12 protein-coding genes and 1 pseudogene are annotated in these 25,024 nt (G+C 63.0%); 9 read left to right on the top strand and 4 right to left on the bottom strand.

Annotated elements, in window-relative coordinates:
- Window positions 1-186, top strand: a 186-nt coding sequence (locus tag AACY31_RS26650; protein ID WP_339505393.1) for a hypothetical protein, incomplete at its 5' end; no start/stop codon positions are given.
- A 386-nt stretch (window positions 187-572) separates the two neighbouring features.
- Here AACY31_RS26650 and AACY31_RS26655 read toward each other — a convergent pair.
- Both AACY31_RS26655 and AACY31_RS26660 read right to left on the bottom strand, forming a co-directional pair.
- The gene (locus AACY31_RS26655; protein ID WP_339481290.1) at window positions 573-845 is read right to left on the bottom strand and encodes a DUF3077 domain-containing protein; all 273 of its coding nucleotides are present in this window, start codon (window positions 843-845) and stop codon (window positions 573-575) included.
- Window positions 835-1,275 carry a helix-turn-helix domain-containing protein gene (locus AACY31_RS26660; protein ID WP_339481292.1) on the bottom strand — a complete coding sequence of 147 codons (441 nt, stop codon included), beginning with the start codon at window positions 1,273-1,275 and terminating at the stop codon, window positions 835-837. Before AACY31_RS26660 ends, AACY31_RS26655 begins: the two co-directional genes overlap by 11 nt.
- A gap of 79 nt (window positions 1,276-1,354) precedes the next feature.
- Here AACY31_RS26660 and AACY31_RS26665 point away from each other — a divergent pair, with 79 nt between their 5' ends.
- The 3 genes and pseudogenes from AACY31_RS26665 (at window position 1,355) to AACY31_RS29110 (ending at window position 4,501) form a co-directional block, all read left to right on the top strand.
- Window positions 1,355-1,870 carry a DUF2938 domain-containing protein gene (locus AACY31_RS26665; RefSeq protein ID WP_339481294.1) on the top strand — a complete coding sequence of 172 codons (516 nt, stop codon included), beginning with the start codon at window positions 1,355-1,357 and terminating at the stop codon, window positions 1,868-1,870.
- Between the two features lie 603 nt (window positions 1,871-2,473).
- A pseudogene (locus tag AACY31_RS29105) lies at window positions 2,474-3,628 on the top strand (FIST signal transduction protein); the annotation flags it as partial.
- A 372-nt stretch (window positions 3,629-4,000) separates the two neighbouring features.
- On the top strand, window positions 4,001-4,501 hold the full coding sequence (locus AACY31_RS29110; protein ID WP_223471818.1) for a methyl-accepting chemotaxis protein: 501 nt from the start codon (window positions 4,001-4,003) through the stop codon (window positions 4,499-4,501).
- A 54-nt stretch (window positions 4,502-4,555) separates the two neighbouring features.
- On the opposite strand, the gene AACY31_RS26675 is transcribed toward AACY31_RS29110, so the two are convergent.
- Together AACY31_RS26675 and AACY31_RS26680 are read right to left on the bottom strand one after the other, a co-directional pair.
- Window positions 4,556-5,977 carry a diaminobutyrate--2-oxoglutarate transaminase gene (locus tag AACY31_RS26675; RefSeq protein ID WP_339505395.1) on the bottom strand — a complete coding sequence of 474 codons (1,422 nt, stop codon included), beginning with the start codon at window positions 5,975-5,977 and terminating at the stop codon, window positions 4,556-4,558.
- A gap of 108 nt (window positions 5,978-6,085) precedes the next feature.
- The gene (locus AACY31_RS26680) at window positions 6,086-8,149 is read right to left on the bottom strand and encodes a TonB-dependent receptor (RefSeq protein ID WP_339492698.1); all 2,064 of its coding nucleotides are present in this window, start codon (window positions 8,147-8,149) and stop codon (window positions 6,086-6,088) included.
- A 249-nt stretch (window positions 8,150-8,398) separates the two neighbouring features.
- On the opposite strand from AACY31_RS26680, the gene AACY31_RS26685 reads away from it, so the two are divergent.
- From AACY31_RS26685 to AACY31_RS26705, 5 genes are all read left to right on the top strand, one after another.
- Window positions 8,399-9,376, top strand: coding sequence for a TauD/TfdA family dioxygenase (locus AACY31_RS26685; protein WP_339505397.1), 978 nt, complete (start codon window positions 8,399-8,401; stop codon window positions 9,374-9,376).
- Between the two features lie 7 nt (window positions 9,377-9,383).
- Window positions 9,384-12,812: a condensation domain-containing protein gene (locus tag AACY31_RS26690; RefSeq protein ID WP_339505399.1), complete on the top strand. Its 3,429-nt coding sequence runs from the start codon at window positions 9,384-9,386 to the stop codon at window positions 12,810-12,812.
- 17 nt (window positions 12,813-12,829) lie between these two features.
- The gene (locus AACY31_RS26695; protein WP_339505400.1) at window positions 12,830-13,876 is read left to right on the top strand and encodes a TauD/TfdA family dioxygenase; all 1,047 of its coding nucleotides are present in this window, start codon (window positions 12,830-12,832) and stop codon (window positions 13,874-13,876) included.
- Between the two features lie 111 nt (window positions 13,877-13,987).
- Window positions 13,988-17,050 (top strand): non-ribosomal peptide synthetase, encoded by a 3,063-nt coding sequence (locus AACY31_RS26700; protein WP_339505401.1) that lies wholly within the window; start codon window positions 13,988-13,990, stop codon window positions 17,048-17,050.
- A gap of 58 nt (window positions 17,051-17,108) precedes the next feature.
- Window positions 17,109-25,024, top strand: a 7,916-nt coding sequence (locus tag AACY31_RS26705; protein ID WP_339505402.1) for an amino acid adenylation domain-containing protein, incomplete at its 3' end; no start/stop codon positions are given.

Below are 25,024 nucleotides of genomic sequence, written 5' to 3' on the forward strand. Positions count from 1 at the left end.
CGGGTCTGCTTGCGCTTGCCGGCGTACTCGGCATCGGCGAAGGTCATCTGTTTCATCATTGAAAAGCTCGGCGACTGGTGTCCGGTGATTTTGCCAAATCAGGAAGTCTTTTTCAGAGTTTCCCTAGTGGAGGAAGGATCGCTTCAGGGCAGAAGACGCTTGAAGTCCGCCGCTGGCCCCCTCTGAAGATCTTCTTATCGTTGAAAATGGGCGATACCTCCACGCCGAGGGTGACGAGGATGAGGGAACTGCTGTCGCAATTGTGCGTGTGAACGCAGTTCGCCCATTCGCTGTTGCTGATATGCAAGCCGCCTGTGCAAGCAGTTTTTCAGAGGGCTGGCTCGCTTGGGAATTAAGCGATGTAAGACCCATCAAACGCCCGTTCGTGGTACGAGCAGCGCGAGGTATCTACGAGGTAGATCTCCCATACGTTGATCGTCCTCTTTAAACCAAATGCCAGGCCGAGATCAGTGCCTCAGGGACAGACCACGATTTGAATTCACCTGTAATCTTTCCGCCCCATAATCGCGGTCTGCCCCCGCCTTTCCCCTTCGAAGAATCGGGATGCGTCGTTAGCTATGGGAGTGTTTTGATTCCTCGGGTCTAACCGTCATGACTTTCACTGCATCATCAATCACTGCTTTGCTCATCTCCATTAAATGATGAGCGTCCCAGGCATGACGGTCCGTTTTCCTTTCGAAGATTGCGTCCTCTGCAAGCCGGTAGGCGAGATGCAAGAGATCTGACGCTTGTAGCAACGTTTCATTTAACGGAACACCGCCGTTAACGCGGAACAGCTGACTATCGGAGAGGGTTGCTATCGATCCATAGCATTCACACTCCACGTCTGCGCAGGTGCCCCTTTCCGGTTTTTCTCTTGATATCCCCCTTCCTGACAGCGTTTAGCAATTTCTGGAACGTTGAGCATTCAATGTGACGAGCAGCCGGGCAGCCCGCTACTAGACGAAGCTCGTCGCGTATGACGCTGAGTCGCTCGATAGTACGGTCTAGTTCGTCTGCCTTTTCGTTAAGCCGCTGACGATCAATGTCAGGCTGTCCCTCTGCGTCCAGCATGGCGAAGAGATCGTCTAGTGAAAGCTCTGCCGATTGCCCGAGCGCGATCAAGGACAAACGCTGGAGTACATCGGCACGAAACACACGACTCAGGCCACGACGACCGATTGAACTGATAAGACCTTTCTCTTCGTAGTAGCGCAGCGTTGAAGCCGGTAGACCGGAACGTCGTACCACCTCACCAATATCCAGCTCTTTCATGCTTGACCTCAAGTCGACTTGAACTTGCAGACTGCTGGGATCAAACCGCCAAAACAGGCTCAAGGCAAGGAGCAATACCATGGGAATAGCCGAGACCACACTGCGCATTCTGTTTGTTGGAATGGGGGCCACGTTGATTATGGACGTGTCGGGTTTTGTTCAAGCACGGGTGTTTGGTCTAGCGTCGCTTGACTATGGCTTGGTTGGTCGCTGGCTGGGCCACATGTTGCAAGGACGGTTTCGTCATGCCTCGATCATGGCGGCGCCTCCTATCAGGAATGAATGCCTGATGGGGTGGGTGTTCCATTACGTCACAGGCATTGTTTTCGCGATGGTGCTGATCGGTGCGAAAGGGCCTGCATGGATCTGTAACCCCACGCTAGTACCTGCGCTGGTGATGGGGGTGGTCAGTGTGATTGCGCCTTTTTTCATCATGCAGCCGGCGCTCGGTTTCGGCGTTGCCGGTTCGAAGACAGGGGTACCTAGCGTGGCAAGGCGCAGGAGCGTCATTGCACATCTGACATTCGGACTGGGACTTTTTGTGGCGGCATCGCTGTTGATGATGCTCTTTCCGACATCGTTCTGCCTAAGTTGAACACCTTTGGTACATCGGTGGTGCTCAGGGTGCGATATGGCTGGAATACGGAATGACCAAACTGCACCGGCCCTCTTCAAGTAATGATTTGAATACTCGGCTGTGAGCTGATAGTTCAGCCTGGTTGTTGGCTTCGATCAGTGCTTGTGCACTGGCCCGGGTGTAGCTAGCCGTGGGGCGTTGTACTTCAGATTCGATGCTGTCTGGGGGAACGGTCGGTTCGGGTTTGTTCGGCAGGACTCAGTACACCATGAGAATCGCGATGGCGCACCTGTCGATCGGCGAAGGGCGATGACGAGCAGGTTCTCGTCTTGCACCTGGGGTGGTGGGCGTGGTGATTGCCAAGACGCCATCATCGATGGCATAGCGGGTGGCGCCTTGCCGTCCAGGCGTCATGGAGCTGTTTTTTTAAGTTCTCCTTCGGACCTCTACGAAAGTCGCTGATCAACAGGCGGAGTAAACCCCAACCAAAAGCCCCTATGGACCGCCCCCGCAAATAGCACAAGCTCACGCCCATACAAGTCCCCAGCCGTGACCGCTACAGAGAAAGGACTCCGCACGCATACCTCGTACGCGTCACGTCGCGCTTAACCGAGTCCAGCCATGAACCTACTGAACCTCTTCAACACAGCCCGAGCCCGCACTCAAGGGGCTGTCAGCGTGGCCTGCACCTCTGCTGAACTGGACCAGGCGCTGGCCAACGTGCGTATCACCCCAGCGTTGGTCACCGGGTTCGTCTCCCCCCACCTGGACATCGACCAGATCGCCGCCAAGGTCAAGAAGCGCTTTGCCCACAGCGCCATCAGTCTGTGCACGACGTCGGGTGAGTTGTGCAACGGCGCGAACGCACTGTACTGCCAGACCGGCGAGACCTGGGATCGGGTGGTGCTGCAACTGTTTGACGCCAGTGTGATTGTGTCGGCCGAGGTGGTGATGGTGCCGCTGGAGTGCGAGGACATTCGCGGTGGCGGCAAGCGCTTGGCCATGCGTGAGCGAATCACCAGGCTAGTGACTAACATCAAGCAGGCGCAAGTGAGCACGCCCATTGATCATCGCGATACCTTGGCCTATGTGGTGTTCGATGGTCTTTCGGCTTCCGAGTCGTTCTTTATGGAGGCGCTCTATGAGTCGGGACGTTTCCCTTGCCTGTTCGTCGGCGGCTCGGCCGGGGGCAAGACGGATTTCAAAAAGACCCTGATCAGTGATGGGCAGCGCAGTTATCAGAACCACGCGCAGATCGTCTTCCTGAAAACCGCCGCGGACGTGCGCTTCGGCGTGTTCAAGAGCCAGAACTTCAAACCTGCCGGGCTGACGTTCAACGTACTGACCGCGTCGGTCGAAGACCGCACCATCGACCAGGTCATCGACAGCCGTGGCAACATCAAGAGCATGGTCCAGGCACTGTGCGAGGCATTCGAGTGCAGTGCCCAGGCGCTGGAACAGAAGCTGGCCGATTATTCATTCGCCATCCGCGTGGGCGATGAGCTGTTCGTGCGTTCCATTGCCCGCGTCGACTATCAGCAGCAGATCATCCAGCTGTTCTGCGACGTGGCACCCGGAGAAGAGTTGGTGATGGTCAAGCGCACGCCCCTTCGCGAGGCGACCCGACTCGACTACGAGAAATTCCTCAAGGGTAAAGGTGGTCATCCGCTGGCCGCCATTCTCAACGATTGCATCCTGCGGCGGCTCAACAACAGCAGCGACCTGGGCAGCATGGCCGGTATTTTCGGCGATGTGCCGTTGGCGGGCTTCTCGACGTTTGGTGAAATCCTCGGTTTGAACCTTAACCAGACGCTCACGGCGATTTTCTTTTTCAGAGTCACCAAGGGCGCCCGTTTTGTCGATGAGTACGTCGACAATTTCATTGCTCACTATGGCGAGTTCAAGGCGTTTTTCCTGCGCCGCCAGGTCAAGAAGTTGGCGGGCCTGAACCATGTCGTGGTCAAGCAGATCATGGCGTTCAAGATGAATGACTTCAGCAGCGCCTTGGACACTCGCGGCCTGGACAACACCATCCTGCCGGTCTTCGACGGTCTGACGGACCTGGGTCAGGTATTGGCCCAGGCCAGCCACCAGCAAGCGCAGATGGCGATGCAAATCAAGCATTACTCTGGCGAACTGCACTTGTCGATGGATGACCTGACGGGCACGATCGACCGACAAAACAGCGTCGCCGAGCAGGCCGGCACGACCGTCGAACAGTTGGCCACCCAAGCAGGTGAGGCGGTGGTCGGCGCCCGTGCGCTTGCCAGTTCGAGCTTGCGTATTCAGTCGATCGTACAGGTCATTCAGCAGATCGCCGGACAGACCAACCTGTTGGCCCTCAACGCCGCCATCGAAGCAGCGCGTGCCGGTGAGATGGGCAGAGGGTTTGCGGTGGTGGCTGATGAGGTCCGCAAGCTCGCGGAAATCACCCGCAAGAATGCTGCGGAAATCGGCGTGGACATTGACCTGCTCTCAACGGAGATCCAAGGCGTCGCCCAACAGATCGAAGACCAGTCCGTCGCCGTCAGCGCCCTGCGCGAGATGCTCGATGCCCTAGAAGACTCGAGCCGCACCACCGAAGGCACCGCGCAACGCACGAAGGCCATCGCGGACACCTTGACCGGACTGACTCACGCCAGTGCTTGAGTAACTGTTGCAGGGTTTGGTGTTGAGTCCGGGTGCTGGCCCGAACCTGGATGATCAGCCTGCGGGGCGCTCGTTGATTGTGCTCGCGGCCTGGAACAGGATTTTCGCGACGAAATCGATTTCCTGCTCGGTGATGATCAGCGGCGGCAGGAAGCGTACGGTGGCGCCGTGGCGTCCACCCAGTTCAACGATCAAGCCGTGCTTCAGGCAAGCCTGCTGGAACGCCTGGGCCCGGGCCGTGTCCACCGGCGGATGGCCCTGTGCGTCTGGGGTGCCTTGCGGGTCGACGATTTCCATGCCGAGCATCAGACCGCGCCCACGCACATCACCGATCCAGGCGAACTCGTTTTGCAGTGCCTGCAGCTGTTTTTGCAGGTGGGCACCCACCGTTTCAGCGTGCTGGACCAGGCCTTGATCGCGGATAAAACGCAAGGTCGCCGTACCCGCCGCCATCGCCAGTTGATTGCCGCGGAACGTGCCGGCGTGGGCACCCGGCTGCCAGACGTCCAGCGACTCGTGGTAGACCATGACCGACAGCGGCAACCCGCCGCCGATGGCTTTGGACAGGGTGATGACATCCGGCGTGATGCCCGATTGCTCGAAGCCGAACATCCGCCCGCTGCGGGCAATGCCGCACTGGATCTCGTCGACGATCAGCGGAATGCCATGGGCCTGGGTCAACCGACGCAGCTCCTGCAGCCAACGGTCCGGCGCGGCAATCACCCCGCCCTCGCCCTGGATCGGCTCCAGGATCATTGCCGCCGGTGCGGTCACCCCGCTTTCCGGGTCGTTGAGCAAGTGCTCAAGGTAACGCACGTTCAACGTGACTGCTTGATCGCCCGCCACCCCGAACGGGCAACGATAGTCGTGGGGGAATGGCAGGCGCTGCACGCCGGGCATCAATGCACCGAGGGTATTTTTCGGCGACAGGTTGCCGCTGATGGCCAGGGTGCCCAGGGTCATACCGTGATAGGCCCCTTCGAACGCCAAGACCGAATGCCGCCCCGTGGCGGTACGGGTCAGTTTGAGCGCGGCCTCGACCGCATCGGCCCCACTCGGACCGCAGAACTGGATGCGTGCATGGCGAGCGAACTCGCTGGGCAAGCAAGCGAAAATTTCTTGGACGAATGCGTCCTTCACCGGTGTCATGAGGTCCAGGGTGTGCATCGGCACACCGGCCGCCATGACCTGAGTGATGGCTTCGATGATCACCGGGTGGTTGTGCCCCAGCGCCAGGGTCCCGGCACCGGCCAGGCAATCGACGAACACTTGCCCTCGGCTGTCCTGCACATAAATGCCATGGGCCCTTTCAAGCACCAGGGGAATGCGTCGCGGGTAACTGCGGGCGTTGGATTCCTGCTGTTGCTGACGTTCCAGCAACGGCGTGGAATCGAGGCAGTAAGGACTCGACAGACCGGTGTGCAACAGGCGTAGCTGTTGCGCGCCACCCGCTGTGACATTCGAAAAAGCACTCATGATTTCCTCCATGGAGGCTGGGTTTGGAAGGGAACGAACAGCCTGGAAACAAACATCCGAAATGTTGCAGGACAGGCGCGAGGATATTGCCTCCCCGCGCCTTTGGGTTTACATGTCGTAGCGCAGGATCATCCCCACCGTGCGCGGTGCGCCGACGTCGATGATGGTGTCGTTGCGGTTGTTGGTGACGTATTCCTTGTCGAACGCGTTCTTCACGTAGGCGGACACCGCGACGTTCTTGGTGACTTTGTACTCGGTGTTGAAGTTCACCAGCACGTAGTTGTCGCTGCGGCGCTCGCCGGTGACCTTGCCGCTGGCATCGAACTCGTATTCCGTTGGCGCGGCGCTCTGGTAGACAACGTCCGTGCCGAATATCAGACGGTCGTCGAAGCGATAGACACCACCCACCGACATCTTGTACTTAGGCGAGTAAAGTAGCGACTCGCCGCTCCTGTCCTGACCATTGTCAGCAACGAAGTCCTTATATTTGCCATCGGTGATGGCCCCGCCGACGTTCAAGGTCAGCTGTTCGGTAACGTCTTTTTCGACGAAAACTTCCAGTCCCTTGATATCACTGCGACCAGCGTTGAAGACATCAATGAAGTCGCTGCCGGTGCGCCGAACACTGACCTGCTGATCTTTCCAATCCGTGTAGTACAGGTTGGCACGGGTACGCAGGGTCTGGTCGAAGAACGAACCGCGGTAGGACAGCTCGTAGTTAGTGGTGTATTCCGGATCGTAGGCTTGGTGACCACTGCCGGAACGCAAATTGACGCCACCGCCGCGGTAGCCTTTTTGCACCATGAAACCGAGGTATTGATTCGCGGCCAGCTCGTAGTCGATGCCGAGTTTCGGCAGTACTGCGTCAAACGATTTTTTGACTTGGGCGGGTTCGGAGAAATCGTCCTGCTCGACGTCGGTGTCGTTGGTCTCGTGGTCGTAACGCAGGCCGGTGATCAAGGTCCAGCGCGGTGCGAACGTCCAGTTGACTTCACCGAACACGGCCTTGTTCTCGATCGTGGTATCGCCCTTGACCGTACCGAACAGCACGTCATCGAAAAACAACCGGTCGTGGAAGTTGTTGCTGTTGTGGCCGTAGTACGCACCCACAAAGCTCTTCACCGTGTCCGAGGTGTAATTCAAGCGCAGCTCCTGACTGAACAGGTTACCGTCTTGCTTGCGTAGAACGACCTCGTTGTCCACAGCATTCTGGTCGAAGTCCAGACGGTTGCTGTAGTCAGTACTGGTATTGGCGGTCATGCTCGTCAGCGACCACTCATCGTTCAGACGATAATCCACCTTGGCGCTGAGGGTGTCCTGCTTGAGGTTGTCGAAGGCCTCGGTGTTGGACGCGATGTCGTAATAGCTCGGCTTGCCATCGGTGCCGCGCATCGTCGAGCGGTCGCCCTGGCGATGTTCGTTATGGGCATAAGTCAGCAAGACGTCAGTGTCGTCATTGGGCAGGATCAGCAATTTACCGCGGGCGTTGCTGGTGCGATGCGGGTTGGCGTCTTTATCGAGCGTGGTGTTGCGGATGTAGCCGTCACCGTCGGAATAATCCACGGCGATACGGCCGGCGATCTTGTCATCCACAATGGCCCCGCCACCCGCCACGGCCGCACCATGCTCACCGTAGTTGCCCACGTTGGTCTGCGCCGAGAAGCTCGGTTCGAAGGTTGGGTTTTTGGTCTGGATAACCACCGCACCGGCCAGGGAGTTACGGCCCTGGGTGGTGGATTGCGGGCCAAGGAAGACCTCGACCTGCTCGGCATCCCAGAGCGGAACCGGGCTGAGGGTCAGCGCACGGTTTGGCTGCACGGCGCCGTCGACATACACCGATACCGCACCGTTGAGAGTCGCCGGGCCCTGGTCGTCAAAACCGGACACCGGCACGCCACGAATACCCCAGTTCTCATTGCCGGCCTGGCTAAAGACGCCGGGCGTGCGGGCAAACACATCCACCAGGTCCTTGTCGCCGTGTTCACGCAGATTCTTGTCGGTGACAACCACGACGCTGGACTGGGTCTTTTCGAGGGTGCGGTCGATTTTTTCACCCTTCACGGTGATTGGAGCGATCTCCATCTTGCCGGCTTCTTCAGCCGCCCAAGCGCCGTTGCTCAGGCCTATGGCCGACCCTACAGCCAACGCAATTGTGTTCTTTCTGAAATTCACGCCCCACTCCCCTGCGACAGATATTTTTAGGTTTTTTGAGCTGGCCGAAGGCTGTTTGGCGCCAGCGGTGCGGAGTCTAATCCAAAAAAAAAATTAAATAAATAGTATTGATAATCTCTCTCATTTGTACCTAGTATGTCGTCTTGTATTGCCTTACATACATTACAGACGAGTCCTACATCGCTGACCGCTGCCCTGCTTTCAAGGTCTTGTGACTGGTCGAAGAAGATATAAAGAGGATGCACAAGGATGACCTCCATCGAACACCTGAGCGGGCGTTCCGAGCTTTTTTCAATAGCGCCCACGGATGCAGGCGCCCCGTCGCTGCCCGTGCTGGTGCAGGGGGCATCGGGACAGTCGATCCACGATCTGGACACCTCGACTCGCGACAGCCTGGCCCAGGTCCTGAGCACCGTTGGCGGTGTGTTGTTTCGCGGTTTCACCGTCGCCACGCCCATTGACTTCAAGCGTTTCGCTGCCAGCTTCGGTGCGCCGCTGGCCAGTTACGAATTCGGCTCCACACCGCGCAGCAAAGTCTTCGCCGGGGTCTATAGCTCCACCGAGTATCCAGCCCATCAATTCATCCCGCTGCACAACGAACAGGCCTACACCCGCCCCTGGCCTTCGCGTATCTGGTTCCACTGCATCAAGGCCAGTGAAACCGGCGGCGAGACCCCGATTGCCGACAGCCGCCTGATTTACCAGCGCATGCCTGCCGAGATTCGCGAGCTGTTTGCCAGCCATGAGTTGCTCTACGTGCGCAACTACAGCGGCGCCCTGGACCTGCCCTGGGAGAAAGTCTTCAACACCCAGGACCGCGCCCAGGTCGAACGCTACTGCCAGGACAACGACATCGAGTGGGAATGGAAAGCCGATGGCGACCTGCGCACCCGCCAGCGTTGCGCCGCGGTGCAGCAGCATCCTGATAGCGGTGAGTGGGTCTGGTTCAACCAGGCGCACCTGTTCCATGTCTCGGCCATCGAACCAGGCGTACGCGCCAGCCTGCTGGCGGCGGTGGGTGAAGAGAACCTACCGCGCCATGTCTATTTCGGCGATGGCTCGCCGATTGCCGACGACATGCTCGACACCGTGCGCGAGGTTTACCGCGAGACTGCCATCAGTTTCCCTTGGCAGCCCGGCGATATCCTGATGCTCGACAACCGACTGGTGGCACACGGTCGCAATCCTTTCACCGGTGACCGCAAAGTCATCGTGGCCATGGCGTGAATTGCACATGTTTTCATTCGAACACTGGATCGACGTGCTGGAAGCCAACGCCCAGCACTTCCCTCAGCGTGCCGCCCTGCATTTTTTGCCGGACGGCGTAGAGATCGGCGAAACCCTGACCTTTGCCCAACTGCACGAGCAATCCCAAGCCCTGGCGGCCGTGCTGCAAGCGCGTTATGCGCCGGGTGATCGCGTGCTGTTGATGCTGCCCAGCAGTCTCGACTACGCCCGTGCCTTCTGTGCCTGCCTGTATGCGGGGCTGATTGCCGTGCCGTTGTTTCCACCGCCGTCGCGCAAGCCGCGCCACCTGGACCGCGTCCGCAACGTGGTGGTCGATGCCGAACCGGCGCTGATTCTCGCACCGGCGGATTATTGCGATGGCTTGCAGGAACTGGTGGAGGGACGCGTCGATGTGCTGACCGTCCAGGACCTGGGCACGCCACCGGCCAGCCAATGGAAACGCCCGGCCATCGACGGTTCGACCGTGGCCTTCCTGCAATACACGTCGGGCTCTACCGGCTCGCCAAAAGGCGTCGAGGTGCGTCAACGCAACCTGATCGCCAACGTCGAACTGATGCGCCAGGCGTACGCTTTCGACGAGCACGGTGCCATGGTCAATTGGCTGCCGCTGTACCACGACATGGGCTTGATCGGCGGCATGTTGGCCCCGCTCTACAGTGGCATGCCGTGCTACCTGATGGCGTCCCAGACCTTCGTCAATGCGCCGTCGACCTGGTTACAGGCGCTGAGTCGCTACCGCGCCACCGCCAGTTTCGCCCCCAACTTCGCCTATGCCCTGTGCAACCGCGTGGTCAGCGACAACCTGATCGCGCAGCTCGACCTGAGCGCCTGGCAACACGCGATCAACGGTGCCGAACCGATCCACCCCGGCACCCTGGAGGCCTTCGCCCAACGCTTTGCCGCGTGCGGCCTGAACCCGTTGGCCATCAGCCCCGGTTATGGCCAGGCCGAGGCGACCCTGTGCGTCAGCGCCACGCCGGTCGATGCACTGCCGGTGGTGCTGCGCCTGGACAAAGCCGTGCTGGAAACCGGTCGCGTGGCCCTGGCGACGGCCGATGCCGCCGCCGTGGAGTTCGTCGCCTGCGGTTACCCGCAAGCCTTGCACAGCATCGCGATCGTTGACCCGCACACCTTCGAACGCTGCGCCACCGACCGCATCGGCGAAATCTGGCTCAAGGGCCCGAGCAACGCCGAGTCCTATTGGAAGAACCCCGAGGCCACTCGCGAAGCCTTTGAAGCACGGATCGTCGGTTCATCGGAGCATTACCTGCGCTCCGGCGACCTGGGCTTCATGCATGAAGGCCAGGTGGTAATCTGCGGACGGCTCAAGGACCTGCTGATTCTCAATGGGCGCAACCTCTATCCCCACGACATCGAATTCGCCATTACCGACGCCGAGCCAGGCATCCGCACCGGTCGCATTGCCGCCTTCTCGGAAATGGACCCAGCCCTGGGCCGCGAGAAACTGGTGATCGTCGCCGAGCCGCAGCGCAAGTTCGTCGACCCGGCGCATCATCCGGCGCTGTTCACGTCGATGCAAAATGCCGTGCGCGAAGCCGCCGACTGTGGCATCGACCAGATCGTGCTGGTGCAAGCCGGCACCATCCCGATGACCACCAGCGGCAAGATCGCCCGTCAAGGCGCACGCAAACAACTGGCCGCGGGCACGTTGAGCATCATCGCCCAGAGCGGTGGGCAGCATGCCTCGAACGGCGAACCCCTTGACCTTGCCCAGTTCAAGCGCCTGGTAGCCGAGACGCCGCAACAGGCCCAAGTCGCCTGCCGCCAATGGCTGGAACAGACGCTGCACGCGGTCAACCCGTATTTGTCTGCTCACTTCGAACGCAGCCTGATCGGCCAGGGCCTGGACTCCATCGGCGTGGCCGACTTCGCTGCGCGCCTGCACAGGGACCTGGGCTGGAACCTCGAGACCCAGGACTTGTTCGGAGAAACCACCCTGGGGCAATGGGCGCTGGCCCTGCAAGGTATCCTGAATGAACCGGCACCAATGGCCGAGGCTTCGACCGAGCCGGCCAACCTCAGCCAGGGCCAGCAATCGTTCGCCCAGCGTCGTTTGTGGTTTTTACGCCAACTGAACCCGGACGACACCCGCCACAACCTGGTGCTGCATCTGCGCCTGCAAGGGCCGTTGGACATCGAGACGCTGGCCCTGCGCCTGAACGCGCTGGTCGAGCGGCATGGCGTGTTGCGCACGGTGTATCGCGACGGTGTCGATGGCCCGCAACAACAGGTGTTGCCGGCCACGGCGGTAGCGCTGATCCTGCATGATGTGCGTGACCAGAATGCAGCGCAGCAACAGCAGGCATTGAGCGAGCAGTTGGCCCACGAACACGCCACCCCTGTCGACTTGCAAGCCGGCCCGCTGCTGCGAGCGCAGTTGCTTAGCCGACATGACCAACAGCATGACCTGCTGCTGACCCTGCACCACATCGCCTTCGATGGGCGTTCGGCGCAAGTGCTGCTGGCGGAGCTGGCTGGTTCGACGGACGAAGGGCTGGCGGGGCAATACCTCGATTTCGTCCAATGGGAAGCCCGGTACTGGAGCGAACAGCGGATCGCCACCGCGCAGGACTTCTGGCGCGGACACCTGGCCGGCGTGCCGCAAACGTTGGAGCTCGGTGGCAGCGGCCAGGCCCCGGGCGAACACAGCCTGGACTTCAGCGTGCCCCAGGCCCGCTGCGAACGGCTGGCAGCACTGGCCCGCGAGCAAGGCATGACCTTGTTCATGCTGTTGCTGGGCAGCTACCAACTGGTGCTCAAGCAACTGGGCGGCCAGCAGCAATTCCTGCTGGGCACCGACGTCAGCGGCCGGCCACTGGCCGAGCACAGCGACGTCATCGGTTTCTTCGTCAACCAGTTGACCCTGCGTTGCGACTTGCGCGGCGAACCGACCCTGGCCGGTTTCCTTGAGCGGGTTCGCGATGAAGCGCGCCTGGCCTATGCCCATCAAGGCCTGCCTTTCGACCTAGTGGTCTCGGCCCTCGCGCCGCAACGCCGCCCCGGTCACTCGCCGCTGTTCCAGGTCAAGCTCAACTATCAACCGTCACGGGTGACCCCGACCGCCATCGCCGGCGCGCAGTTGTCCGCGCTGGACGTGGCCCAGGCACCGGGAGATTTCCACCTGGTGCTCGACCTCGTGCACGACAGCGAAGGCCTCGCCGCGACCCTCAAGTATCGCGGCGAATACTTCGACCAGCACCGTGCCCTGCGCCTGCAATACCTGTGGATGGGCCTGCTGGAACAGCTACACGCCCTGTTGGATGAGCCGCTGCCGGCACTGGCCGAGCGCATCGACAACTGGGACCAGGCCTTCGCCCGTGAGCGACAACAGTCCCAGGCGCTGGCCGGTCGCAGCCAGATGATGCAAGCCAAACGTCGCTCCTTGTCCCTTTAACCGAGTCGGATGCCGTTATGTCTACCGTGCCCCCATCGCCACGCGCCCTCGGCGCCGTGCGTCGCAAAGCCATGAACGTCTCGGAACAACAATTGGTCACCGAGCGCCTGCTCAGCCCCGACCACACCCTGCCCCTGGTGATCGAGCCGGCAGTCAGTGGCGTCGACCTGATCGCCTGGGCCAGCCGGGAACGCGAGTCGCTGGAACAGAAACTGCTGGAGTACGGCGCCCTGCTGTTTCGCGGCTTCAACGTCGCGTCCGTCGAGCAGTTCGACCAAGTGATCGCCGCCCTCTCCCCCGGCGCTCTGGAATACATGTTCCGCGCCTCGCCCCGGACACGGGTCGGCGGCAACATCTACACCTCGACCGACTACCCGGCCGACCAGATGATTTTCCCCCACAACGAGCACTCCTATTCGCCGCGCTTCCCACTGCGGCTGTTCTTCTATTGCCAACTGCCGTCCGAGACCGGTGGTGAAACCCCGATTGGCTCGACCCGTGCCGTGAAGGCCAGGATCAGTCCGCAGATCGAAGCGCGGTTCCGGGAAAAAGGCGTGCTGTACGTTCGCAACTACGGCGACGGTTTCGGCCTGCCCTGGCAGACCGTGTTCCAGTCCGAAGACCGCCGCGAAGTGGAGGCCTACTGCACCAGCGTCGGCATCGAAGTGGAATGGAAAGACAACAATCGCCTGCGCACCCGCCAACGCGGGCCGGCCGTGGTGCGCCACCCGCGCACCGGCGAAGAAGTCTGGTTCAACCACGCCACGTTCTTCCACATCAGCACCCTGCCCGGGCGAATCCGCGATTCGCTGCAAAGCAACTTCAACGACCTCGACCTGCCCACCAATACCTTTTATGGCGATGGCGAACCGATCGAGCCGCACGTACTGCAATCGCTGCGGGCAGCCTACCTCGATGCTCTGGTGCGGTTCAGTTGGCAACAGGGGGATGTGTTGCTCATCGACAACATGCTCGCCGTGCACGGTCGCGAACCCTTTACCGGCAAGCGCGCCATCATGACCGGCATGGCTGAAGCCCTGCTGTCGAGCGACGTTGCCGTCTGACATTCAACGGGTCCACCCGCCGTTCGCAGGAGGCTTGCCTGACACGTGTCCAGCAAGCCCCGACGTCTGTGCGGTGATCCAGGCTCAAGCCCTTTTCCAGTCGAGATGAACATGAGCGGACTTCAAGGTTTTCGTATTTCGCCGCAACAGGCATCGGTTTACCCCCACATCAACGGCGCGGCGGAGCACCCGTTCAGCTGCCATTTGCAATGGTCGCTGTCGCAGCCGCTGGACGTCGATGCACTGCACAACCGTTTGCAAGCCTTAGTGGCCGGCAGTGAAATCCTGCGCACGCGCTTGATGCCCGTGCCCGGCCTGCGCCACCCGGTGCAGGTGATTGACGACGCCGGCTCGCTGGCGGTGAACCTCCAGGACCTGCGCCAGCACAGCCGCGCCGACCAGGACGCGGCGCTGGCTCGGCTCGCCGCCCAGCCCCGTGACTGGACAACCCCACTGTATGTGACCGTGCTGCGCCTGTCCGATGAACAAGCGGTCCTGGACCTGGCGGCGCCCAGCAGCCACTTCGACCTTGCCAGCCTGAAATGGCTGGCCGGCGCACTGCTGCACGACACCGCAACGGACCTGTCCGACACCTTGCAGTACGCCGACTACGCCGAATGGCGCTGGAGCCTGGTTGAAGACGCACCGGACCATCCGGGCGTGAGTTTCTGGAAGCCCTCGGACGAAACCGAACAGGCCGCCTTGCAGCTGCCGCTCGAAGTGGCCCTTGATGGCGGGTTCGCGCCAGCCCGGCTGGACCTGAGCCTACCGAGCGAGCTTGTCCGTCACTCGGCCCTGCCCCCTAACCTGCTGCTGACGGCATGGGCAGCGGTGCTGGGACGACTGGCCGGGCAGCAACAGGTGCCGCTCACCCTGATCCTTGAAAGTCGCGGCGCGGAACTGGAAAGCACCCTGGGCCTGTTCGAGCAGTGCCTGCCCGTGAGCATCGAACTGGATGCCCAGGCGACCCTGCTGGAACAAAGCGCGCACGTAGCCGCCACCCTGGAACGGGCAGTCGGCTGGCAGGACTACTACACCGGTACCCTCGATGCCGGATACGCCTTTGCCTGGCGCTCGGGCGATGCTCGGGAGCGTCATGCCAGCGCGGTGATGAACCCGCTGAAAGCGTGCCTGAACGTGCGTCAGTTGCCCGACAGCCTGCACGCGCAACTGGTCTACGACCGCCATGCCCTCAGCGCCGAAGCCGCGGGTTGCCTCGCCGAGCAATGGCTGCAACTGCTGCAGGGTGCCCTGGTTGAACCGCAACAGGCCTGGGCCCAATTGCCTCTGGGGGGAGCGCTGCAATCGCAGTTGATCGGCACCAGCACTAACGTGCCGGCCATCGAAGCGGTGACGCTGGTGGAACTGATTGCCCGTCAGGTTCGCCAACAGCCAGACGCAATTGCCCTCAGCGACCAGGACGGCGACCTGAGCTACAGCCGCCTCGACGCCTGCGCCACGCAACTGGCCCATCGACTGGTCGCCGCCGGGATCGGTCCTGACGTGCCCGTCGGCATCCTGTTCGCCCGCAGCAACGCGGCCATTGTCGCCATGCTCGCGGTCTTGAAAGCCGGGGGCGCCTACGTGCCAATCGACCCGAGCTACCCAGCCGACCGCCGCGCCTACATGCTCGCCGACAGCGCCATTGCCCACATCGTGGTCAGCGCCGAACTGGCCGACAGCGTGCCGGCCAACCTGCAACGTTTCGTCCTGGATGATCTGGCAACGCCGGACCTCAGCGATTGGCCGGCGCTGCCGTTGCCGGACGCGAACGACCTCGCCTACTTGATCTACACCTCTGGCTCTACCGGTGCGCCGAAAGCCGTGGAAATCCGCCACGGCGCACTGAGCGTCTCGACCCAGGTGCGCATGGCCGCCTATGACACCCCGGTGCGCGCCTATCTGTTGCTGTCGTCGTTCGCCTTCGACAGCTCGGTCGCCGGGATTTTCTGGACGCTGGCCCAAGGCGGACGCCTGGTCTTGCCCGCCCCGGGTGAAGAGCTGGAAATGTCCCGCCTGGCGCAACTGATTGCCCAGCATCAGGTCAGCCACGGCCTGTCACTGCCGTCGCTGTATCAGGCCCTGCTCGATCAATTGCAGCGCAGCGCAGGCACCGACAGCCTCGCCTGTTGGATCGTCGCCGGTGAAGCCTGCCCACCTTCGCTGATTGCGCAACACAGCAAGACCCTGCCCCACGCCCGGTTGGTGAACGAATACGGCCCCACCGAGGCCACCGTCTGGGCCACCTATGAGGTGCTGGAGCCAAACCGGAACGTCAGCATTGGCCGCCCCATTGCCGGCATGGACCTGCGCCTGCTGAACGAATTCGACACCGCCTGCGGCATTGGCGAGCCAGGGGAAATCGTCCTCGCCGGCCCGACCCTGGCCCGCGGCTATCGCCACAAACCCGACGAAACCGCCAAGGCCTTCGTCACCCTGGCCGACGGCACTCGCGTCTACCGTACGGGCGACTTGGCGTGCTGGTTGGCCGACGGGCGCCTGGCATTCCTGGGGCGCAAGGACCATCAGGTCAAGGTGCGCGGCTACCGCATCGAGCTGGGCGAAATCGAGCGCCAGTTGTGCCGCCACAGCGACGTGCGCGAAGCCGCAGTGATCGTCCAGGAACACGCCGCGGGCAAGCGTCTGCTCGCCTACATCCTGGCCGCCCACGGCTACGCACCGGACTCCGAGGCGATCAAGCGCTTCCTCGGTGAGCGCCTGCCGTCATACATGGTGCCGGCCCTGGTGCTGACCCTGGCGAGCTTTCCGCGCACGCCCAACGGCAAGCTCGACACTCGGCAGTTGCCCGACCCCGACTCGTTCGACGAAAGCGCCCACGTGGCGCCGCGCAACGCCATGGAAACCGCCCTGCAAGCCATCGTCGCCAAGGTCTTGAAGCTCTCGACGGTGAGCGTCACCGACAACTTTTTCGCCATCGGCGGCGACTCGATCCTGAGCCTGCAAGTGGTGGCCCAGGCCCACGAGCAAGGCATCGCGCTTTCGGCCAAACAAGTCTTCGAACGCCAGACCATCGCGGCCATGGCCGAGGTCGCGCAACCGCTGGCGCCGAACGCCGCCGAGCCGCAAGCCGACAGCACCGAGTTCAGCGCCTCGGGCCTGTCCGATGACGAAATGCAAGCGTTGATGGCCGAGCTGGACGAGACCGACCTGTGAACGGTTCCTCCCGTCGCCACGCCATCACCGCTGCCCCTTTTTACGCAGGACGCTTTCAATGACCACCGAAAAAACCACCGGCAACCCGATCGAAGACATTTACCCGCTGTCGCCGCTGCAACAAGGGATGCTGTTCCATTCCCTGCTGCACGAAGACTCCGGTGTGTACCTGATGCAGGATCGCTACCGCATCGGCGGGGCCATCGATGAAGCGGCGTTTCTCGAATCGTGGCGCCAGGTGGTGGCGCTGCACCCTTCCCTGCGCGCCAGTTTCCAGTGGAAAAGCCAGAAGCAACCGGTGCAGGTGATCCATCGCCAGGTCAAGGTCCCGCTGGACACCCTCGACCTGCGCGGGCTCGCCCCCCATGAGCAGGAGACGCGGATCCGCACGCTGCTGGAAGACGAGCAGAAAGTCGGCTTCAACCTGTCGAAGCCACCGCTGATTCGCTTCCGGTTGGTGCGCCTGGGCGATGAGTCCTACGAGTTCATTCGCAGCTTCCACCACATCCTGATGGACGCCTGGTGCATTTCCCTGGTGACCGTGGACTTCCTCAAAGTCTACGAAGCACTGTGCAACGACCGCACGCCGGAGCTGAAAAGCCCGCGGCCGTTTCGCGATTACATCCAGTGGCTGCAACGCCAGGATGCGAGCAAGGCCGAGCAGTTCTGGCGCGGCCAGCTGCAAGGTCTCAATGCCCCCACGCCGCTGACCGTGGACAACGGCGTGACCCGCGATCGCTACACCGATGCGGTACTGGTGGACGACCAACTGATTCACCTCGACGAACAGGAAACCCAGGCACTGGCGGCGTTCTGCCGCAGTCGCCGGATCACCCCGAACACGTTCTTCCAGGGCGTCTGGTCGCTGCTGCTGTCACGCTACAGCGGACAACAGGACGTGGTCTTCGGCGTTACGGTGGCCGGGCGCCCGGCCGACCTGACTGGCGTCGCAGAAATGATCGGCCTGTTCATCAACACCTTGCCGCTGCGGGTTTCGGTGGACCCGAACGCCGCGCTCGGCAGTTGGCTGGGCGACCTGCAAAAGCTCAACGTCGACATGCGCGACTTCGAACACACGCCCTTGACCGACATCCAGGGCTGGAGCGATTTCCCCCGGGGCGAAACCCTGTTCGACAGCATCCTGGTGTTCGAAAACGCCCCCATCGACGAACAGATTCTCGAAGGCGGCTTCCAGTTCAGCCTCGAAGGCATGGACCACAGCGTGCACACCCACTACGGCTTGACCGTGGTGATCCTGCCGGGCGAACAGCTGGGCATCCGCGTTTCCTATGACCGCGAACGTTTCGAAATCGCCACCGTGCAGCGCCTGCTGGGCCACATCGCCAGCCTGGTGCGCAGCATGCTCGCCGCACCCGAGGCGCCATTGGCCAGCTTTGAGCTGCTGGCCGTCGAGGAGCGCCAGCAACTGCTGGGCGAGTGGGCGCTCAACCCGCATGATTTTCCGCTGAATCAAAGCTACGCCGAGCTGTTTGCCGCCCAAGTCGCCCAGCGCCCTGGACAGATCGCCGCGACCTGCAACGGGGAGTCGTTGACCTACGCCGAGCTGGACCTGCGCTCCACGCGCCTGGCCCATGCCCTGCGCCAGGCCGGCGCCGCTGAAGACCAACTGGTCGCACTGCTCGCCCCCCGTGGCCTGACGCTGTTGACCATGATGCTGGCGGTGTTCAAGGCCGGCGCCGCGATGCTGCCCCTAGAAGTCAATCACCCGCCCGAGCGCCTGCGGGAAATCCTCGGGCTGTCCCGCGCCCCGCTCCTGGTCGCCAGCGAAGCTTACAGCGGTTTGCTCGATCAACTGCTCAGCGGCCTCGACCAGGCACCCGAGGCGCTGTTCGCCGAAGCCTGCTGGACGTCCGGTAACGACGCGCCGCTGCCGGTGCTCGCCCGCCCCGACAGCTTGGCCTACGTGCTCTTTACCTCGGGTTCGACCGGCACGCCCAAGGGTGTGATGATCGAACAGCGCGGCATGCTCAACAACATCTTCGGCAAGGTGCCGGCCCTGGGGCTCAGCGCCGCCGACCGGATCCCCCAGACCGCCTCGGTGGCGTTCGACATTTCGGTGTGGCAGTTCCTCGCCGCGCCGGTGCTCGGTGCCACCGTGCACATTCTTCCGGATGAAGTTGCCCACGACCCGCAACACCTGTTGCAAGTGCTCGCCAGCGAGCGCCTGAACGTGCTGGAAATCGTCCCGAGCCTGATGCGCACCTTGCTCGCGCTGTGCCCGTGCGACTTGCAACTGCCGGACCTGCGCTGGGTGTTGCCTACCGGCGAAGCCCTGCCGCCGACCGTGGCCCGCGACTGGTTCGCACACTTCCCCGACATCGCCCTGATGAATGCCTACGGGCCGGCCGAATGCGCCGACGATGTAGCCTTCCAGCCGATTTTCGCCGCACCGGGGGCCGAGGTCAGCCACATGCCCATCGGCCAACCGACCGCCAACAACCGCCTGTATATGCTGGACGAATCCCTGCGCCCGGTGCCGGTGGGCGTGGCCGGGGAAATCTGCGTCGGTGGCGTCGGCGTCGGCCGTGGCTACCTGCACGACCCACAACGCACCGCTGAGGCGTTTATCGACCCCCCTCAGTTTGAAGGTCGCCTGTACCGCACCGGTGACCTGGGACGCTGGCGTGCAGACGGGGTGATCGAATACCTCGGCCGCCGCGACCAGCAGGTAAAACTGCGCGGGCACCGGATCGAACTGACGGAAATCGAACACCGTCTCGCCCAGCACCCGAACGTCCGCGAAGCCGCCGTCCTGCTGCGGGAAAACACCGTCGGCGAAGCCTGGCTGGTGGCGTACTGGTCGGCCCATGACGAAACCCTGGGCAGCGACGGCCTGAGCGAACACCTGCGCACGCAACTGCCGCCGTACATGGTGCCGGCCGCCTTCGTCTGCCTGGACAAACTGCCCCTGAACAATAACGGCAAGGTCGATCGCAAGGCCCTGGCCGCCCGGGAGCTGGACTGGCAGGCCGACACCCAGCAAAGCATTGCCCCGCGCAACGCGCTGGAAACCAGCGTGGCGTCCATCTGGGCCGAGGTCCTGGGGCGCGACACGGTGGGCGTGGAAGACAACTTTTTCACCCTCGGCGGACACTCGCTGCTGGCGACCCAGATCGTTGCCCGCCTGCGCACCCAGTTCAAGCTCGACCTGCCGTTGCGGGTGCTGTTCGAACAGCCGACCGTGGCCTTGCTGGCCGTGGCCATCGCCGCACGCCAGGCCCAGGCCGCGGCACCGCATGCCAGCGCGATCAGCGTGCCCAAGGCCCAGCCACGCCCGACGCTGCTGCCGCTGTCGTTCTCGCAACAGCGCCTGTGGTTCATCGAGCAACTGACGCCGGGCACCACCCTGTTCAACATCCCGTTCGCCCTGCACCTCAAGGGTGAACTTAACGTCGAGGCGCTGCACGCCAGCCTGAACGACCTGCTGGTGCGCCACGAAATCCTGCGCACCGGCATCCACAGCACCGACGGCGTGCCATGCCAACGCATCAGCCCATCACTAAACATCGCACTGCCCTTCGAAGACTTGTCGGGGCTGACCGCCACCGCTCGCGCCGGCGCGCAGTTCAATGCCCTGCAAGACACCTTCGAGCAGCCGTTCGACCTGACCTGCCCACCGCTGCTGCGTGCGCACTTGCTGCGCCTGGCACCGGGCGAGCACGTACTCGGCATCGCCCTGCATCACCTGGTCTCGGACGCCTGGTCGGCCACCATCGCCCTGCGCGAGCTGGCCCTGGGTTATGAAACCCGTTGCAACGGCGTCCCCGCCGAGTTGCCGGCCCTGGCGCTGCAATACGCCGACTTCGCCCTCTGGCAGCGCGAACACCTGCAAGGCGCCGAACTCAAGCGCCAACTCGACTACTGGACCACCACCCTCGACCGGCGCGACAGCGACACCAGCCCGCTGCTGGCCTTGCCCACCGATCATCCACGGCCCTCGGTGCAAAGCTACCGCGCCGGGATCGTGCAGCGTGAACTCAGCGCCGTCCTCAGCGCCCGGGTACAGGCCTTTGCCAGTCGCCTCGGTACTACGCCGTTCACCGTCCTGTTCGCCGGCTTCGCCGTGCTGATGCACCGTTTGAGCGGCGATGCCACGGTGCTGGTCGGCACCCCGGTCACCCACCGTGAACAGCCGGGCACCGAAGGCTTGCTGGGTATTCTGCTGAACAACCTGGCGATCCGCGCGGACTTCGAGCCGCAAGCCGGCTTTACCGACCTGGTCAAACAAGTGGCCGAGCGTCTGCGCAGTGGCCTGCTGCATCAGGACCTGCCCTTCGAGCAACTGGTGGACAGCCTGCAACTGCCACGCAGCCTCAGCCATGCGCCGCTGTACCAGGTGATGGTCGCCCAGCAGCTGGCCATGGAGTCGCGGTTGCGCTTCCCCGGGCTGGAGTTCGAAGCGCTCGATACGCCGCTGCGGCATTCCGAATGTGACCTGGACCTGCACGTGTTGTGCCCGGCCAATACGCCGATCCAGCTGGAGCTGATGTTCGCCCTCGACCTGTTCGTCGCCGACAGCGCCCGCCAGACCCTGGCGCGCCTGGAACACCTGCTCGAACACCTGCTCGCCGAGCCACAACGCCCGGTCGCCGCCTTGCCGCTGCTGATGGACGCGGAATGGCAACGCACCGTGGTCGAGTGGAACCGCACCGAGATGCCGGTGCCGACGCACCTGACTTTCGCCCAGTTGTTCGAACAACAGGCCGAACGCACCCCGGCGCGCGACGCCCTGTGTTTCGAAGGCCGCAGCCTGAACTACGGCGAACTCAACCGTCGCGCCAACCAGGTGGCGCATTACCTGCGCAGCCGGGGCGTCGGCGCCAACAGCCCGGTGGCGCTGTGTGTCGAGCGTTCACTGGAACTGCTGGTCGGCCTGCTGGGCATTCTCAAGTCCGGTGGCGCCTATGTGCCGCTGGACCCGACCTACCCGGTGGATCGCCTGGCGTACATGCTCGAAGACGCCCGACCGGGGCTGTTGCTCGGCCAGCAAGGCCTGTTGGAACAGCTGGGCGGCGAACTGCCGCGCTTGCGCCTGGACAGCGACGCCGACCTGTTCGCCAACCAGCCGGACAGCAACCCTGCCCCGCTCGCCGGGCCGCAAGACCTGGCCTACATCATGTACACCTCCGGTTCGACCGGTAAGCCCAAGGGCACCCTGGTGACCAACGGTTCGGTGGTCAACCTGGCCTGGGCGCGTATCCACGGTTTGTATCGCCGCTACACCGACCAGCCGATGCGCACCAGCTTCAACTACTCGTTCGCCTTCGACAGTTCGGTGGCCGAGCTGATCCTGTTGCTCGACGGCCACAGCCTGTACCTGACCCCGGAGGACGTGCGCTACGACCCCGAGGCCCTGGCCAGATTCTTCCGCGACACTCGCCTGGACGCCTTCGAATGCACCCCGGCACAGCTCAAGGCCCTGCTCGAAAGCGACGGTGTCCGTCGTGGCGAGGTGTACCTGCCGCGCTTCGTGCTGTTCGGTGGCGATGCGGTGGACGCGCAGCTGTGGCAACGCCTGCCATCGATTGCCGGCAGCCGCTTCTTCAACACCTACGGCCCGACCGAGTGCACGGTGGATGCCACCGGTTGCGCGGTGGATGACTTCCCGCAGCGGCCGATCATCGGCCGGCCGATCGCCAACGTGCGCACCTACGTGCTCGATGCCTTCCTCAACCCGATGCCGGTGGGCGTCCCGGGGGAACTGCACATCGGCGGTACCGGCGTGACCCTGGGCTACCTCAACCGTGCCGAGCTGACCGCGAAGGTGTTCATCGAGGACCCGTTCTCCCCCGTGGCCGGGGCACGGATGTACAAGTCCGGCGACCTGGTGCGCTGGTTATCCGACGGCCAGCTCGAATACCTGGGACGCATGGACCATCAAGTGAAGATCCGTGGTTTCCGTGTCGAGTTGGGGGAAATAGAAACCTTGATCGGCGCCCAACCGGGCGTGCGCCAGGCCGTGGTGCTGGCCCGTGAAGACGTGCCCGGCGACAAGCGCCTGGTCGCCTACGTGACGTGCGACCAGCAGGCCGACATCCACGCGTGGCGCAACGCCATTGGCGCCGCCCTGCCCGACTACATGGTGCCCTCGGCATTCGTGCTGCTCGACGAGCTGCCGCTGACCGACAACGGCAAACTCAACCGTAAGGCCTTGCCGGCCCCGGACATCCAAGCCGCGCCAGACGCCCTCGACCCGCCGCGCAGCGCCGCCGAACAGCAACTGGCCGCCCTGTGGGCCGAGTTGCTGAACGTGCCGTCGTCGCAGATCGGTCGTGACAGCCATTTCTTCTACCTCGGTGGCCACTCCCTGCTGGCGGCGACATTGTTTGCCCGCCTGCGCCAACAGTTCGCTACCGTACCTGCGTTGCGGGCGGTGTTCGAACACCCGACCCTCGACGCCTTGGCCGCGCTGCTGGGCGATCCCCTGCAAGCCCCGGCGGCGACCTTTGTCCCGGCAACGCGTCCGGCGCGCCTGCCGCTGTCGTTCGAACAGCAACGCTTGTGGTTCCTTGAACAACTGAGCACCGGCGGTGGCGAGTACAACGTGGTCAGCGCCGTGCAACTGGCCGGCGCACTCAACGTCCAGGCCCTGCACACGGCCCTGAACAGCGTGGTCCAACGCCACGAGATCCTGCGCAGCCGCATCGTGCGCGATAGCGACGGCGAGTTGGCGCTGGTGATCGAACCGCAGGTCGATATCAGCGTGCAGGTGACGGCACTGCAAGCGACCAGCGACGCGCAATGGCAGCAACTGACCGATGCGGCGATGCACGCAGAGACCGGCCGCCGGTTCGACCTCGCCGCCGAAGTGCCCGTCCGCGCCACGCTGCTGCAACGCAGCGGCGGCGCCCAGTCACTGCTGTTGCTCAGCGTGCACCACTGCGCCACAGACGACGCCTCCAGCCAGAACCTGCTGGATGAACTGCGACAGTTCTACACCGCCCAATGCCAGGGTGCCCCGGCGGCACTGCCGGCGTTGACGCTGCAATACCCCGATTACGCTCTCTGGCAACGCGAACCCGGTCAACAGACCGCGTTCAGCAGCCAACTGGAATACTGGCGCAACCAACTGGAGGACGGCGACTACCTGCTGGACCTGCCGACCGAGCAGGGCCGTCCAAACCAGCTCGCCCCCGCGGCCGGCGCGGTCCAACTGCAATTGCCGCCCGCCCTGGTGGAACGCCTGCGGCAGTTCGCCCAGCAACGCGGTGCCACGCTGTACATGCTCATGCTCGGCGCCGCGCAGTTGCTCTTGGGCCGCTACGCCAACCAGCGTGACGTGCGAGTCGGTAGCCCGGTGGCCCAGCGTCCATTCGCCGAGCTGCAACCGCTGATCGGCTGCTTCGTCAACACCGTGGTCATGCGCACCGACCTGGATCCGACACTGGATTTCGAAGGTTTGCTCAGCCAGGTGCGCAACCGGGTGCTGGATGCCCAGCAGCATCAGGACGTGCCGTTCGACCAGGTCGTCGAGCATTTGAAACCTTCGCGCAGCCTCGGCCAGACGCCGCTGTTCCAAGTGCTGTTCGCCATGCAGAACGCTGACTCGTCCTCGGCTCACTGGCCGCAGTTGCAGGTGCGCGAACGGGCGGTGACCGCCCAGGCCACCAAGTACGACCTGAACTGGGAAGTACACGACGGCGAGGTGCTGTCGGTGTTGCTGGAATACCGCGCCGCGCTGTTCAGCCAAACCACGGCCCGGCGTTGGCTGGAACAATGGCAACAACTGCTGGAGACGATGCTCGAAGCGCCACGGACCCGCCTCAGGGATTGGACACCGCTGCCGGCGGCAGAGCGTCATCGCCAGTTGATCGAGTGGAACGCCGCCGACCGCCACTACAGCGGCCCAACCAACCTACACACCGCCCTGAGCCAACAAGCCGCCCTGAGCCCCAACGCCCCGGCACTGGTGTTCGAAGGCCAGCGCCTGAGCTACGCCGAGCTGGACCTGCG

The sequence above is a fragment of the Pseudomonas sp. RL_105y_Pfl2_101 genome (genome assembly GCF_963970585.1).
Taxonomy (GTDB): Bacteria; Pseudomonadota; Gammaproteobacteria; order Pseudomonadales; family Pseudomonadaceae; genus Aquipseudomonas.